Origin of the sequence: Streptomyces sp. NPDC005438, assembly GCF_040606315.1 — a bacterium.
Classification (GTDB): Bacteria; Actinomycetota; Actinomycetes; order Streptomycetales; family Streptomycetaceae; genus Streptomyces.
Window position 1 is genome coordinate 280710 of the sequence record NZ_JBEXEP010000002.1, and the last position, 14820, is coordinate 295529.

Genomic DNA, 14820 nt, shown 5'->3' on the forward strand with positions numbered 1-14820 from the left:
GGCGGGTCCGCCGATCAGGCGGGGCGCACCGGCAGTTCGGTGAGGGGGTGGCGTAGGGCCTCGGCGAGGTGGGCGAACTCGTGCTCCCGCGCGGTACCGGTCCGCATGGCCAGGGCGACGCCCCGCGAGGGAGGGTCGGCGAAGGTGGCCGTGGCAAGCCGGTCACCGCGTCCGACCTCGACCCGCAGGGCGGTACGAGGCAGCAGGGTCACCCCCATGCCGCCGGCGACCAGTTGTACCAGTGTCGACAGACTGGCCGCCGTGGTGGTGACCGGGCCGTCCACGGCGCCGTTCACCTCCCGGCAGATGTCCAGGGCCTGGTCGCGCAGGCAGTGGCCCTCGCCCAGCAACAGGACCTCCACGTCCCGCAGCGCGGTACGGGGCAGGTCGGGTCGGCCGGCCAGCGGGTGGTCGGCCGGGGTCACCAGGACGAAGTCCTCCTCGAACAGGGGCAGTTGGGTCACCCCCGCCGCCTGGAGCGGGGTGGCCAGCAACAGCAGGTCCAATCGTCCCTGGGCCAGCCCCTCCAGCAGGGAGGCGGTCTGTTCCTCGTGGACCCGCAGTTCCAGCCGGGGGAAGTGCTGCCGTACCAGGTTGAGCACCGTCGGCAGCAGGTACGGCGCCACGGTGGGTATCACCCCCAGCCTCAGCAGGCCGGTGAACGGGGCCCGGGCCGCCTCGGCCTCCTCCATCAGTTGACCGAGGCTGTGCAGTACGGAGTTGGCTCGCGCCGCGAGCCGTTCACCCGCCGGGGAGAGCAGTACCTTGCGGGTGGTCCGCTCCAGCAGCCGTACCCCGAGGGCCTCCTCCAGCGCGGCCACCGCCCCGGACAGTGCCGGTTGGCTGATCCCCAACGCGCTGGCCGCTTCCCGGAAGTGGAGGTGTTCGGCCACGGCCGAGAAGGCCCGCAGCTGTGCCAGCGTCGGCTGTCGGGGACGACTGGCGGGGTGCTCGCCCCGTGCCGGTGTGCTGTCGGTACGGCTGTCGTTACGGCCGCCGGGGTGCCGGCGCGCTCCCCGGGTGCCGTTCACCGGGTGCCGCCGCCCGCCGCCCGGGGGACGCCCGGTCGGCCTTGACGAATGTGCAGGTGGGGACACCGACGGCTACCTCCGATCAACCCCGTCGAGTCTAACGAGCCGCTCGGGCGCGCTGGCGTGTGGAGATGTGATCTCCCTCGCGTCGGAACCCTCGTCTCCAGGGGGTGACTTCGCTGAGGCCCCGGTGGGGCGAGTTCGCGGTCTCGACGGCGCGACGGGGAGGGTCGGGCCGTCCGGGGATCCCTCACCGGGACGGCGCGTGTCCCGAACATGTGGACGCCCCGTCAACCGGCCGTGGCTGACGGGGCGTTGTCCTCCCTGGCTCACCCGTCCTCTTCGCCAGGAGGAGGCCCACGAAGAGGGAGGGGACAGGGAGGAGTAGTGGGGGAGGGGGCGTCCCTGTTCAGGGCCCCCGCCCTTTCGGTCCTCCACGGGAGTGGGACCGAATTTCTCAGTACCGGGTACGCAGCTCGCGGAGAGCGGAGTTCATCTCGTGAGCGACGACACCCAGTGCGGAAAAAGCGGCCGACGAGGTGGGGAAGCGGAACAACTTGTCCGCCGTGCTCTGCAAGATCATGCGGTATCCGACGAACCGCCACAGGAGTTCCCAGAATTCCCGGGAGTCGCCCTTTCCCCTTTCGGTGATCTCCTCCAGCGGCCAGGGTACGGGGACGGGCGCAATGGCGTCCGAAGCGGAAAGGTCCCTACCCCGTAGAGCCAGGGAATCCTCCCACGAGGTGGAATGCAGTCCCTCCATGATCACGTCGAAGTCACCCGCGCCGCACATCTTGGCCCACCTGGCCTCTGCCACGGCCCATCGGGCGTAGATGTTGGCTCGTGCCACGGCGGTGAGTTCGTGGTCCCGGAATGCCACGGGGCGAGTCACCGTCTCCTGGAGGGCACGTCCGACGCGGGCGGTGCCCTCCGTGAGCCGTTCCCACAGGAGTGTGGGGTCCGCAGGCCGGTCGGTTCCCTCCGTGTGGGACTTCACCACGTCAAGGGTGGTCTGGGCTTGCACGAAAGACCGAAGCAGATCCCCAACGGCCAGTTCGCTCATGGTATTTCCTCACGTCGGTTCAGTAAGAGGTCAGGGCTCGCGCCTCACCAGTCGTGCACATTCCTCGTGACCTTCTCCGGGGCCGTCACCGGTCTGCACAGAGTCAACAGGCACCGGCTCCTCGCACGGCTTACCGCACAGGACACACAGCGAAATGCGCTCCGCACCCTCACACACAGGCCTCTCCGTTCTCCGGCGGGAATTCCCACCCGGTGCTGAGATCAGAGGCGGGCAGTAGTCGCCGCCGAGAAGCTGAGGACACCTATTTCAGCGACCGTCGCCAGGGCGAAGGTCCTGGAGCGTCGCCTGATCCAGTCCAGAAGGTTCAGGTCGATTCCCCTTGCGCGTTCGCCAGAGGTGTTTCCCCTTCCCTGCCTCCTCCCACGGGCCGCAGCCAGACGGTCTCTTCGCCACGTTCCATCAACTCACCGGTACGGCCGGTGCGTTCGTCCGTCAGGCGCTCACGAGGCGATGACTCGTGGTGGACAGCGGGCATGACCACTCCTCTCCGTAGCGGTTTCGCTACCAAGAGGCTTCAGCGTGACCTAGAGTCGGTGTGTCCTCAACTTGCGGGATCTGCTTGAGAAATAGGGAGGCCCTTGGTGAACCGGAAGGACCTGGACCCAGAAAAGTCCCTCAACGCGGCTTTTGGGGCGCATTTACGTGCGTTGAGGGACGAGCGAGGGTGGACACAGGAGGAGTTGGCCGAGCTGATGGGCTGCTCTCACACTCATATCTCGGCCGTGGAAACCGGTCGCAGATCCCAACTCGACGCTTTGCGGTAAGCGCTGACACAGTGTTCGGCACCGGCGACCGCCTTGAGCGGCAGAGCCAAGCCGCACGGCACACGGCTCTGATCGAGGGCTTTCCCGAGTACGTAGAGCTGGAGGCCAGAGCGGCCGAGATCCGCCTGTACGAGGTCGGGGTGGTCCCGGGGCTGCTTCAAACGCCGGAGTACGCAGCCGCCTTGCAGGAGGGTGGGGTAAGGCGAGGGGAGATCACCACAGAGCAAGCGCAAGAACGGGTGGATCTCGTCGCGCGCCGGAAGGCGGCGCTGTGGGAGGGGCGACGGCCGCCTCTGGTGTTCGTGGTGCTGGGTGAGGGGTGCGTCTTGAGGTCAGTTGGGGATGCCGGCGTTATGCGCGACCAGCTTCACGAGTTGGTTCGGTTTGCCCAACTCCCCACCGCAGTGCTCCAGGTGGCGCCCTTCACGTTGGGCTCCAGGTTGCCTCTCAGTCTGCCCTTGTATGTCCTCACCATGCAGAACCGGACGCTCATCTCCTACGCGGAGTCCGCTCACCAGGGCCACATGGAGCGTGAGGCCGCGTCGGTGCTACCACGCCTCACGTCATACCGTCAGCTACAGGCCGAAGCGTTGTCGCAAGCCGACTCTGTCGCCATGATCGAGCAGATTGGAAAGGGTTACCGTGACATCTGAGATTCCGCAGTGGTACACGTCCTCCTACAGCGAAAACGGCGGTGCCTGCGTCGAGGTCGCGGCCAACCTTGCCGCCGCAGGCATAGTCCCCGTCCGTGACAGCAAGGACACGTCGCTCCCGGGTCTGGCCGCCTCAACTGACGCATGGCGGGTGTTCGTCGGCTCTCTTAAGGGTTGACCTTTCCGGGTAGGCGAACAGTGGAGCCTCCGGCACCGAAAGGTCTCGGGGGCTCCACTGTGCTTCGGGGCAGCTACGGGAACCAGTCGGTCGGATGGGCTGGGGCGGTTACTCCGGTGACCTTCTTTCGGAATACCGCGCTTCTCCAGGCTGCGTCAGTCGTACGATCGGGTACGCGACCTGGTGATGTCTCCGCCAGGCTCGCTGGTCTCTATCCATCAGGTTCTGGAGGGGTAGTGCTCAACTTGAGTAATGACGTCTGGCGTAAGTCCTCATACAGCAATCCCGACGGGGGCGCCTGCGTCGAGGTGGCCGACGGTCTGGCCGTTGTTCCCGTTCGTGACTCCAAGACTCCCGCTGGGCCGAATCTCGTTTTCGGTCACGATAGTTGGGCGAATTTCACCAAGCACCTCAAGCGGTGAACCATCACAATTGAGGCGTACTAGCAGAGTGAGGTTTCCATGTTGCCCCCCATCGCAAGTACCGCGTGGCGGAAGAGCAGCTACAGCGGCAACGGGTCGGGAGGCGGCGACTGCGTAGAGGTCGCGGCCGTTCCCGGGGTGGCCGGAGTCCGTGACAGTAAGCAGCCGTCCAGGGTCCTGGCCCTGCGCCCCGAGGCGTGGGCAGCCTTCGTTGGAGCGGTTCGCAGCGGAGACGTCACCGTTTGAGGCATCAAGGGCACCCCACCGACTTCCAGTTGGTGGGGTGCTTCGTGTTGAGGCGCCCATCCCGCGCGCCCTCCTGTGCCCATCTCCCCCTGCGAGGGCGGGGACTTGAGGCGCCGCCCCTGCGCGTCGTCGCGCGTCAGCCCGGCCTCGGGTGGCGGTTGATAGGGCTGGCCGATCAACCACGGCGAGTGAGCCTATTTCACTGATCAATGGCGCCTGTGCCAAGCTGATCACCGTCCAACCCGCAACCAGGAAGCCCCTTGAACTGGGGTTTTCCGCCATGCCCAAGGGAGAGCAAGTGCTCACTGTTGGTGACAAGTTCCCGTCGTACGACCTCACCGCCTGTGTCTCGCTGGAGAAGGGCGAGGAGTTCCAGCAGATCGACCACAAGACCTTCGAGGGCAAGTGGCGTGTGGTCTTCTTCTGGCCCAAGGACTTCACCTTCGTGTGCCCGACCGAGATCGCCGCCTTCGGCAAGCTCAACGACGAGTTCGCGGACCGCGACGCCCAGATCCTGGGTGTCTCCGGCGACTCCGAGTTCGTGCACCACGCCTGGCGCCGTGACCACGAGGACCTGCGGGACCTGCCCTTCCCGATGCTGGCCGACCCCAAGCACGAGCTGATGCGCGAGTGCGGTGTCGAGGGCGAGGACGGCTACGCCCAGCGTGCCGTGTTCATCGTGGACCAGAACAACGAGATCCAGTTCAGCATGGTCACCGCCGGCTCCGTGGGTCGTAACCCCAAGGAGGTCCTGCGGGTGCTGGACGCCCTCCAGACCGACGAGCTGTGCCCCTGCAACTGGTCCAAGGGCGAGGACACCCTGGACGCCGGCAAGCTCCTGGCTGGTGAGTAGGACCGATGGCGCTCGATGACCTGAAGTCCGCCCTGCCCGACTACGCCAAGGACCTGAAGCTCAACCTCGGTTCGGTGGTGGGGAACTCGGACCTGCCGACCCAGCAGCTGTGGGGCACCGTGCTGTCCTGCGCCATCGCCGCCCGTTCGGCGACGGTGCTGCGGGCGCTGGAGCCGCAGGCCAAGGAGGAGTTGTCCGCCGAGGCGTACCAGGCGGCCAAGTCCGCCGCCGCCGTGATGGCGATGAACAACGTCTTCTACCGCACCCGGCACCTGCTGTCGGACCCCGAGTACGGCACCCTGCGCGCCGGGCTGCGGATGAACGTCATCGGCAACCCCGGGGTCGACAAGGTCGACTTCGAACTGTGGTCCTTCGCGGTGTCGGCCATCAACGGCTGCGGCCAGTGCCTGGACTCGCACGAGCAGGTGCTGCGCAAGGCGGGCCTGGACCGGGAGACCATCCAGGAGGCCGCCAAGATCGCCTCGGTGATCCAGGCGGTGGCCACCGTGCTGGACGCCGAGAAGGCGCTCGCCGAGGGCTGACCTCGTCGTACGCCGTGGTCCCGACGGGTTCGGGTCGCGGTGTCGCGTTCCCGCGAAGGGGCGCCCCACCACAACGGACCGTGGTGGGGCGCCCCTTCGGCGTGGGCGGCGTGGGGGCGCCGTACGCGGTGGGCCTCAGGCGATACGGGGGACCCGCTCGTCGGGGCTGGATATCTCCCGGCGACGTCGGCGGGCCAGCACCACGCGCCGTTCGGCGGCGGTCAGGCCACCCCACACGCCGTAGGGCTCGGGCTGGAGCAGGGCGTGCTCCCGGCACTCCATCAGGACGGGACAGCGGGCGCAGACGCTCTTGGCCGCCTGCTCCCGGGAGAGTCGGGCGGCGGTGGGTTCCTGGGAGGGGGCGAAGAAGAGGCCGGCCTCGTCGCGGCGGCACGCCGCCTCGGTATGCCAGGGGCCGGCCTGTTCGCCGGTGGACATCCGGGGAGCCGGGGTGGTGAGAGCGGCATCCAGAGACTGATGCGGCGGTTGCAGCACGGTCTAACTCCTGACGACTTGCGGGCGCGCGGTCCGTGGCGTGGCGTGGGTCGTTCGGGGTGTTTCAACCGGGTTGCCGGATGCGGGCGTTAGCGGCTCTCCACACACCAGCGGCGGTCCCGCTAGCCCTACCCGCTGTGCGCGTTGATATGCACACCGTTGTCCCTCTAGCCACGGCTTGACAGCCCAACCAACCGCTGTTCCGGGCGAGTTGGGCCGCGTCGGCGCAGCTCACCGGGGTGCGTTCGGAAGTCGGAGTCCAGGTTCCGGTCAGCGGAGGAGTCGGCGCAGGTTCTCCAGGCGCTTGCCGCGCTTGGGCTTGACCTCCACCGCGCCGCAGATCGCCGTCCCCCGGACCAGCACCGTCGGGGCCGACTCGTCGGGTGGTTCGAGGGCGCTCGGGTGCTCGGCCTCGAAGCTGCCGAAGATGCCCGAACCCTCGTCCCGCACCGTGATGTTCTCCGGTACGCGGATCTCGATGCTGCCGCACACCGTGCGGGCGTTGACCACCACCAGCGGGTACTCGAAGAACGCCTCGGTGAGGTCGAGTTCCACACTGCCGCAGTAGGCGGTCACGTCCAGGCGCTGGCCCACCCGCCAGCGGCCCCGGCGGCTGGCGCTGCTGAACGTGGCGGTGATGTGCGCCGGCCCGGGTGGGGGCAGCGTCAACGGCGGTTCGTGGCGCGGGCGTTGGCCCTCCGGTAGGTCGCTCACCAGGGCGTCCAGTTCGCCCAGGGTGCGGGCGTCGTACGCGCGGGAGACCCGCTCGGCGTGCTCCTCGTGGGTGAGGCGCCCCTGGGAGAGGGCCTCGCCCAGGATGTCGGCGCAGCGATCGCGTTCCAGGTCGGAGGCCCGCAACCCGCCCTGGGGGCCCGGGGTGCCGGTCGGGTGCTGCTCCTCGACCCGGGCGGTGGTCCGAGGGGGGATGGGGTGCCGTTCGTCTCGCGGTGTGTCATCCGTCACGGGGTCAGCCTAGCGTGACGCGATAGATCGCGACTACCGTCGGGTGAGCCTCACCTCACCTGTGCCCCCGGATCGGCGCGTTCTACGCTGGGGCCTCGCCGACCTCTGCCCGTGCGTACCGAACCGGGCCGCGAGGTCGAGCGCCCGCCGTAGTGCCCGAAGCGAAGGAAGAGAACGCGCCCATGTCTGCTGGTTCCCGCCCCCAGGGCCCGGAGTTCGCGTACACCGATCTGCTGCCCCAGGGCGAGGACCCCACCCCGTACCGGCTGGTGACCAGCGAGGGGGTGAGCACCTTCGAGGTGGACGGCGAGACCTTCCTGAGGGTCGAGCCGGAGGCCCTGCGCGCGCTCGCGGCCGAGGCCCTGCACGACATCTCGCACTACCTGCGCCCCGAGCACCTGGCCCAGCTCCGCCGCATCCTGGACGACCCCGAGGCCAGCCCCAACGACCGCTTCGTGGCCCTGGACCTGCTGAAGAACGCCAACATCGCGGCGGCCGGGGTGCTGCCCATGTGCCAGGACACCGGTACCGCCATCGTGATGGGCAAGCGCGGCCAGCGGGTGCTGACCCGGGGCGGGGACGAGGAGGCGCTGTCCCGTGGGGTGTACGACGCCTACACCCGTCTCAACCTCCGCTACTCCCAGATGGCCCCGCTGACCATGTGGGAGGAACGGAACACCGGCACCAACCTGCCGGCGCAGATCGAGCTGTACGCCACCGACGGCGACGCCTACAAGTTCCTGTTCATGGCCAAGGGCGGCGGCAGCGCCAACAAGTCGTTCCTCTACCAGGAGACCAAGGCGGTCCTCAACGAGGCCAGCATGATGCGGTTCCTGGAGGAGAAGATCCGTTCCCTGGGCACCGCCGCCTGCCCCCCGTACCACCTGGCCATCGTGGTCGGCGGCACCAGCGCCGAGTACGCCCTCAAGACCGCCAAGTACGCCTCCGCGCACTACCTGGACGAGCTGCCCACCACCGGCTCGCCCAGCGGCCACGGCTTCCGCGACCAGGAGCTGGAGCGGAAGGTCTTCGAGCTGACCCAGAAGATCGGTATCGGCGCCCAGTTCGGCGGCAAGTACTTCTGCCACGACGTACGGGTCGTCCGGCTGCCCCGGCACGGGGCCTCCTGCCCGGTGGCGGTCGCCGTCTCCTGCTCGGCCGACCGGCAGGCCAAGGCGAAGATCACCGCCGAGGGCGTGTTCCTGGAGCGGTTGGAGCGGGACCCGGCGCGCTTCCTGCCCGACACCACCGACGAGCAGCTGACCGAGGGCGCCGGCGCCGACCTGGACGCGGTACGGATCGACCTGGGCCGGCCCATGGACGAGATCCTCGCCGAACTGACCCGGCACCCGGTCAAGACCCGGCTGTCGCTGACCGGAACCCTGGTGGTCGCCCGGGACATCGCCCACGCCAAGATCAAGGAGCGCCTGGACGCCGGCGAGGAGATGCCCCAGTACCTCAAGGACCACCCGGTCTACTACGCCGGCCCCGCCAAGACCCCCGAGGGCTACGCCTCCGGCTCCTTCGGCCCCACCACCGCCGGGCGGATGGACGCCTACGTGGAGCAGTTCCAGGCCGCCGGCGGCTCCAAGGTGATGCTGGCCAAGGGCAATCGCAGCGCCCAGGTCACCGAGGCCTGCCACCGGCACGGCGGCTTCTACCTCGGCTCCATCGGAGGCCCGGCCGCCCGGCTGGCCCAGGACTGCATCAAGAAGGTGGAGGTCCTGGAGTACGAGGAACTGGGGATGGAGGCCGTCTGGCGGATCGAGGTGGAGGACTTCCCCGCGTTCATCGTGGTGGACGACAAGGGCAACGACTTCTTCACCGACCCCGGCCCCACCCAGCCCCTGGTCACCTCCATCCCGGTGCGCGGCGCCTGACCGGCGGCACGCACCGGACGCCGTACGCGTCGCGGCGACCCCCGGGCGACCTGGCGACAGTCGGGGACACCCGGGAACACCCGCCCCCTCTGGCACGCTGCACCCAGCGAGACGGAGGTGTCGGATGACCGAGCAGGACCGTGACGCGTACCGCGTCGAACACGACTCGATGGGCGAGGTACGGGTGCCCGCCCACGCCAAGTGGCGGGCCCAGACCCAGCGGGCGGTGGAGAACTTCCCCCTCAGCGGGCAGCGGCTGGAACGCGCCCACATCGAGGCGCTGGCCCGGATCAAGGCCGCCGCGGCCCGGGTCAACGCCCGCCTGGGCGTACTGGACGAGGACGTGGCCCAGGCGATCCGGGAGGCCGCCCAGGAGGTGGTGGACGGCCACTGGGACGACCACTTCCCGGTGGACGTCTTCCAGACCGGCTCGGGCACCTCCTCCAACATGAACACCAACGAGGTGCTGGCCACCCTCGCCAGCGAACGGCTGGGCCGGCCGGTCCACCCCAACGACCACGTCAACGCCAGCCAGTCGTCCAACGACGTGTTCCCCTCGTCCATCCACATCGCCGCCACCGCCGCCGTGACCAGGGACCTGATCCCCGCCCTGGAACACCTGGCCGGCTCCCTGGAACGCAAGGCGGAGGAGTTCGCCGAGGTGGTGAAGTCCGGCCGCACCCACCTGATGGACGCCACCCCGGTCACCCTCGGCCAGGAGTTCGGCGGCTACGCGGCCCAGGTGCGGTACGGGGTGGAGCGGCTGCGCTCCTCGCTGCCCCGGCTGGCCGAACTGCCCCTGGGCGGTACGGCGGTGGGCACCGGCATCAACACCCCGGCCGGCTTCTCGGCCGCCGTGATCGCCGAGGTCGCCGACACCACCGGGCTGCCGCTGACCGAGGCCCGCGACCACTTCGAGGCCCAGGGCGCCCGGGACGGACTGGTGGAGACCAGCGGACAGCTGCGCACCCTCGCGGTGAGCCTCACCAAGATCTGCAACGACCTGCGGTGGATGGCCTCCGGCCCCCGTACCGGACTGGCCGAGATCAACCTCCCCGACCTCCAGCCCGGCTCCTCGATCATGCCGGGCAAGGTCAACCCGGTGATCCCGGAGGCGGTGCTGATGGTCGCCGCCCAGGTGGTCGGCAACGACGCCACGGTGGCCACCGCCGGGGCCTCCGGCAACTTCGAACTGAACGTGATGCTGCCGGTGATCGCCAGCAACCTGCTGGAGTCGGTACGGCTGCTCACCCAGGCCTCCCGGCTGCTGGCCGACCGCACGGTGGACGGGATCACCGCCAACCCCGAGCGGGCACGGGAGTACGCCGAGTCCAGCCCCTCGGTGGTGACCCCCCTCAACCGGTACCTGGGGTACGAGGAGGCGGCCCGCATCGCCAAGAGGGCCCTCGCCGAGCGCCGCACCATCCGCGAGGTGGTCCTCGACGGCGGCTACCTGGAACGGGGCGAGCTGACCCGGGAGCAACTGGACGAGGCCCTGGACGTCCTGGCCATGACCCGGCCCTCGGGCGGCCCGTCCGACTGACCGAACGGCCCGTAGCGCCGTTGGAGCGCTGCCGGGGCGGGGTCGGAGCCGGGGCCCTTCGGGGCTCCGGCCGGCCCGCCGTGCCCCCGGTGCTCCGGCCCACGCCGGCCGGGCGCGGCGGCCCCCGTCAGCCGGCGCCCGGCCCCACGGGCGGCCGTAGGGCCGAGGCCACCCCGTACGATCCCGCCTATGACAGCCGAGTTGTCGAACCCTCGACCCACCGGGGTGACCCGCTGGAGCCGGGGCACCCCGATCCTGTGGCGGTACCGGGCCAACGGCGGTGAGCGGATCCACATCTGCCGGCCGGTGACCGTGGTCCGTGACACCCCCGAGGTGCTCGCCGTCTGGCTCGCCCCCGGCACCCCCGTGGTGCGCCCCCGGATGGCCGACGGCACCCCGATCCACCGCGAACCCCTCGCCACCCGGTACACCCGGCCCCGGGCCGACGACCACAGCCAGTGGGCCGGCACCGGCCTGCTCAAGGTCGCCCGCCCCGGCCAGCCGTGGTCGGTGTGGCTGTTCTGGGCCGAGGGCTGGCGGTTCAAGAACTGGTACGTGAACCTGGAGGAGCCCCTGGCCCGCTGGTCGGGAGGCGTGGACTCGGAGGACCACTTCCTGGACGCGGAGGTCTTCCCCGACCGCAGCTGGCGCTGGCGGGACGAGGACGAGTTCGAGCAGGCCCGCGAGGTCGGTCTGGTCGACCCGGCCACCGCCGAACGGATCCTGGCGAACGCCGGACGGGTCCAGGCCCTGATCGAGGAGTGGGGTACCCCCTTCACCGAGGGCTGGGAGGACTTCCGGCCCGACCCGGACTGGCCGGTTCCGCGCCTGCCCGAGGACTGGGACCGCGCCCCCACTTCCCTGGTCAGCGGCCTGTCCGGCCCCTCCCACGGGTGACCCGTCCCCGACGGGTGTGCGCGGCGGGCGGGTGTGAGGCAGTCTGGCCACGTGTGCGCTCCGCGCACAACCGGCTGATCCACACCTCTTGCTGTGCCCAGGGTAGGAAAACGTAGGATCGGCCAGCACACATCCGTGCCGCGTAACTTCGCTGGTTCGTAAGGGACTTGGCGGACCGCCAGGAAGGAGCCCAGCCGTGAGCGGCCTAGACGAGACCGGGGTGGGGGACGTCGACGGGATCGACGACGCACTCAGCACCACCGGGTTCGACCGTACGGGCCAGGCGGAGGCGTTCGACTCGATAGGGGACCGCTACGACGAGGCCTTCCCGCACAAGGAGGGCCAGATCGCGTCCGGGCAGTGGCTCGCCGACAGTCTGCCGACCGGCTCCCTGGTGCTCGACCTCGGATGTGGCACCGGACAGCCCACCGCCCGACAACTGGTGGACGCCGGACACCGGGTCGTCGGGGTGGACCTGTCCTCGGAGATGATCCGCCTCGCCCGGGCCAACGTGCCCGAGGCCCAGTTCCACCAGGTGGACATCGTCGACCTGGAGGACCTGCGGGAGGGCCCCTTCGACGGGATGGCCGCGTTCTTCTCCCTGCTGATGCTCAACCGGGACGAGATCCCCGACATCCTGGAGCTGCTGCGGCGCCAGCTCGTCGAGAACGGGCTGCTGGCCCTCAGTATGGTCGAGGCGGACGTGAACGACCTCGCCATCCCGTTCCTGGGCAACACCATCCGGGTATCCGGCTATCTGCGAGAGGATCTGCACCAGGTCATCGAGGAAGCGGGGTTCGAGATCCTGGGGGAGGACTCCTACACCTACGCCCCCCTCAGCTCGGACATACCGCCCGAGATCCAGCTTTTCCTGCACTGCCGACGACGCCGCTGACGCGCCAAGCTCAGGGCCCGCGCCCCGGCGTGTGACCCCGGACGGATGGAAACCGAACGCGTGACGGAGCACCCGACCTCCCAGGAACCGCCCCCCCGTGGGCGCTGCCGAGGCTGCCCAGCGGGGGAAAAGCGCGACCGGCCCGCAACCGGCCAGCGCCCCCACCGGGCTGGAGGACTCCGGGCAGCTCTCCGGGGCCTCCGCCCATTCCGGCCTGCCCGACCCCCGGGACGGCGGCCCCGAGCAGGGCGGCACCCACGACCAGGCGCGGCAGCACGAGGCCCGCTCCGCCAGCCGGCGACGTACCACCACCTCCCGGGGCAAGGGGAAGGCCGGCGCCCGGAGCAACTCCCAAAACGCCTCCGAGGACGAGAAGCAGACCGCCCCGCCGGCCCGGGGCGGCGGCGGTGAAGGCAACTCCGGCAACTCCGGCGGCCCCACCGGCTCCGGCGGCGGAGGCTCGGGCGGCTCCGGCGGCCCCGCCGACGAGAGTGCCGAACGGGAACGGCGCGGTGGGGACCGGCTGCGCTTCGTGGGCGCCGCGACCCGTCGTATCGCCCGGGGCGTCGACCTGGACGAGACGGTGCTCGGACTCTGCCGGGCCAGCGTCCCGGCGTACTGCGACGCCATCCTGGTCTACCTGCGGGACCCGTTGCCGGTCGGCGACGAGCGGCCCTCCAACCCCATGGTCCTGCGGCTGCGCCGCTCCGACCGCATCCCCGACGGCCCCCGGGAGTCGGCCGCCGCCCGTGCCGGTAGCCGCGCCCTGACCAGCGAGGACATCGGCCTGGTGACCGAGGGCGGGGTGTCCGAACCGGGCAGCCGGCTGCCGCTGATCTCCGCCGCCGACAGTGCCACCGAGACCGCCACCGAACACGTGCGGGTCCGCCCCGGCGGCCCGCTGGCCGAGGTGCTGCGGGGCGTGCGGCCGGTGTTCGCCAACGCCGACGGCGCCCAGGAGGCGCTCACCGAACTGCTGGGCCCCACCCCCGAACTGCCGGGCGCCCACCGCGCCATCCTGGCCCCGCTCCGGGGACGCCGCAGGGTCATCGGCGCGGCCGTGTTCCTGCGCAAGCCGGAGCGGACCGCCTTCGAGCCGGACGACCTGCTGGTGGCCGCCCAGCTGGCCACCCACGCCGCGCTGGGCGTGGACAAGGCGGTGCTGTACGGCCGGGAGGCGTACATCGCCGACGAGTTGCAGCGCACCATGCTGCCGGACGCCCTGCCCCAGCCCACCGGCGTCCAGCTGGCCAGCCGCTACCTCCCCGCCGCCGAGACCGCCCGGGTCGGCGGTGACTGGTACGACGCCATCCCGCTGCCCGGCAGCCGGGTCGCCCTGGTGGTGGGCGACGTGATGGGGCACTCCATGACCTCGGCCGCGATCATGGGCCAGCTGCGCACCACCGCGCAGACCCTGGCCGGCCTCGACCTGCCGCCGCAGGAGGTGCTGCACCACCTGGACGAGCAGGCCCAGCGGCTCGGCCAGGACCGGATGGCCACCTGCCTGTACGCGGTCTACGACCCGGTGGCGCACCGCATCATCATCGCCAACGCCGGCCATCCGCCGCCGGTGATGCTGCACCGCAACGGCCGGGCCGAGGTGCTGCGCATTCCGGCCGGCGCCCCGATCGGGGTGGGCGGGGTGGACTTCGAGGCGGTGGAGGTCGACGCCCCGGCCGGCGCCACCCTGCTGCTGTACACCGACGGGCTGGTGGAGTCCCGGCAGCGGGACGTGTGGACCGGCATCGAGCACCTGCGGGAGAAGCTCGCCGACACCGCCCGGCTGACCAGCCCGGACCGGGCGGCCCCGCTGGAGCCGCTGTGCGACGAGGTGCTGGACATCCTCGGGCCGGGGGACCGGGACGACGACATCGCCCTGCTGGCCGCCCGGTTCGCGGGCATCGCGCCCAGTGACGTGGCGTACTGGTTCCTGGACCCCCGGGCGCAGACCGCCGGGCAGGCCCGCCGGCTCACTCGCCGCGCCCTGGCCCGCTGGGGCCTGGAGGAGCTGACCGACTCGGTGGAGCTGCTGGTCAGCGAGGTGGTGACCAACGCGGTGCGGTACGCCGAACGCCCCATCACCCTGCGGCTGTTGCGGACCGACATCCTGCGCTGCGAGGTCGGCGACGACGTGCCGCAGCTGCCCCGGCTGCGGCAGGCGCGGGCCACCGACGAGGGCGGACGTGGGCTGTACCTGGTGAACCGCCTGGCCCGGCGCTGGGGCGCCACCCGGCTGTCCACCGGCAAGGTCGTCTGGTTCGAACTGTCCCTGCCGGACGGCGGGGGAAACCCGGACTAGGGGGTGCCGTTTCGATCGTGAGGGGTCGGTAAGCGCGTTCCGGTGCCGTTGCGCCCTGAGTCGGGTGACGAGGCG

General features: G+C 70.4%; 14 protein-coding genes and 1 pseudogene. 11 read left to right on the forward strand and 4 right to left on the reverse strand.

Annotated features, from left to right (window positions below; translation table 11 throughout):
* Nucleotides 1-14: 14 nt before the first annotated feature.
* Both ABZT14_RS06045 and ABZT14_RS06050 read right to left on the reverse strand, forming a co-directional pair.
* Nucleotides 15-920 carry a hydrogen peroxide-inducible genes activator gene (locus ABZT14_RS06045; protein ID WP_356298535.1) on the reverse strand — a complete coding sequence of 302 codons (906 nt, stop codon included), beginning with the start codon at nucleotides 918-920 and terminating at the stop codon, nucleotides 15-17.
* Nucleotides 921-1488: 568 nt separating this feature from the next.
* Complete coding sequence (locus ABZT14_RS06050) at nucleotides 1489-2094, reverse strand: hypothetical protein (RefSeq protein WP_356297740.1); 606 nt, start codon at nucleotides 2092-2094, stop codon at nucleotides 1489-1491.
* A 599-nt stretch (nucleotides 2095-2693) separates the two neighbouring features.
* Here ABZT14_RS06050 and ABZT14_RS06055 point away from each other — a divergent pair.
* The 6 genes and pseudogenes from ABZT14_RS06055 (at nucleotide 2694) to ABZT14_RS06080 (ending at nucleotide 5773) form a co-directional block, all read left to right on the forward strand.
* A pseudogene (locus ABZT14_RS06055) lies at nucleotides 2694-3532 on the forward strand (helix-turn-helix transcriptional regulator).
* Nucleotides 3522-3710, forward strand: a complete 189-nt coding sequence (locus ABZT14_RS06060; protein ID WP_356297743.1) for a DUF397 domain-containing protein — start codon at nucleotides 3522-3524, stop codon at nucleotides 3708-3710. The pseudogene ABZT14_RS06055 and the gene ABZT14_RS06060 overlap by 11 nt, the downstream one beginning before the upstream one ends.
* 236 nt (nucleotides 3711-3946) lie before the next feature.
* Nucleotides 3947-4132: a DUF397 domain-containing protein gene (locus ABZT14_RS06065; RefSeq protein WP_356297746.1), complete on the forward strand. Its 186-nt coding sequence runs from the start codon at nucleotides 3947-3949 to the stop codon at nucleotides 4130-4132.
* A gap of 39 nt (nucleotides 4133-4171) precedes the next feature.
* Nucleotides 4172-4378, forward strand: a complete 207-nt coding sequence (locus ABZT14_RS06070; RefSeq protein ID WP_356297749.1) for a DUF397 domain-containing protein — start codon at nucleotides 4172-4174, stop codon at nucleotides 4376-4378.
* 298 nt (nucleotides 4379-4676) lie between these two features.
* Nucleotides 4677-5231 carry a peroxiredoxin gene (locus tag ABZT14_RS06075; RefSeq protein ID WP_356297752.1) on the forward strand — a complete coding sequence of 185 codons (555 nt, stop codon included), beginning with the start codon at nucleotides 4677-4679 and terminating at the stop codon, nucleotides 5229-5231.
* A 5-nt stretch (nucleotides 5232-5236) separates the two neighbouring features.
* Complete coding sequence (locus ABZT14_RS06080) at nucleotides 5237-5773, forward strand: alkyl hydroperoxide reductase (RefSeq protein WP_356297755.1); 537 nt, start codon at nucleotides 5237-5239, stop codon at nucleotides 5771-5773.
* Nucleotides 5774-5908: 135 nt separating this feature from the next.
* Here the strand turns inward: ABZT14_RS06080 and ABZT14_RS06085 are convergent, their stop codons facing one another.
* Together ABZT14_RS06085 and ABZT14_RS06090 are read right to left on the reverse strand one after the other, a co-directional pair.
* On the reverse strand, nucleotides 5909-6268 hold the full coding sequence (locus ABZT14_RS06085; protein ID WP_356297758.1) for a WhiB family transcriptional regulator: 360 nt from the start codon (nucleotides 6266-6268) through the stop codon (nucleotides 5909-5911).
* A 270-nt stretch (nucleotides 6269-6538) separates the two neighbouring features.
* Nucleotides 6539-7231, reverse strand: a complete 693-nt coding sequence (locus ABZT14_RS06090) for a DUF1707 domain-containing protein (protein ID WP_356297761.1) — start codon at nucleotides 7229-7231, stop codon at nucleotides 6539-6541.
* Between the two features lie 182 nt (nucleotides 7232-7413).
* Here ABZT14_RS06090 and ABZT14_RS06095 point away from each other — a divergent pair, with 182 nt between their 5' ends.
* From ABZT14_RS06095 to ABZT14_RS06115, 5 genes are all read left to right on the forward strand, one after another.
* Nucleotides 7414-9111 carry a fumarate hydratase gene (locus ABZT14_RS06095; protein ID WP_356297764.1) on the forward strand — a complete coding sequence of 566 codons (1698 nt, stop codon included), beginning with the start codon at nucleotides 7414-7416 and terminating at the stop codon, nucleotides 9109-9111.
* A 124-nt stretch (nucleotides 9112-9235) separates the two neighbouring features.
* A complete protein-coding gene (locus tag ABZT14_RS06100; protein WP_356297767.1) occupies nucleotides 9236-10654 on the forward strand; it encodes a class II fumarate hydratase in 1419 nt (472 codons plus the stop codon).
* A gap of 189 nt (nucleotides 10655-10843) precedes the next feature.
* Nucleotides 10844-11551 carry a DUF402 domain-containing protein gene (locus tag ABZT14_RS06105; protein WP_356297769.1) on the forward strand — a complete coding sequence of 236 codons (708 nt, stop codon included), beginning with the start codon at nucleotides 10844-10846 and terminating at the stop codon, nucleotides 11549-11551.
* 220 nt (nucleotides 11552-11771) lie between these two features.
* Complete coding sequence (locus ABZT14_RS06110; protein ID WP_356298537.1) at nucleotides 11772-12446, forward strand: class I SAM-dependent methyltransferase; 675 nt, start codon at nucleotides 11772-11774, stop codon at nucleotides 12444-12446.
* Between the two features lie 97 nt (nucleotides 12447-12543).
* Complete coding sequence (locus ABZT14_RS06115; protein ID WP_356297773.1) at nucleotides 12544-14745, forward strand: SpoIIE family protein phosphatase; 2202 nt, start codon at nucleotides 12544-12546, stop codon at nucleotides 14743-14745.
* Nucleotides 14746-14820: the final 75 nt, after the last annotated feature.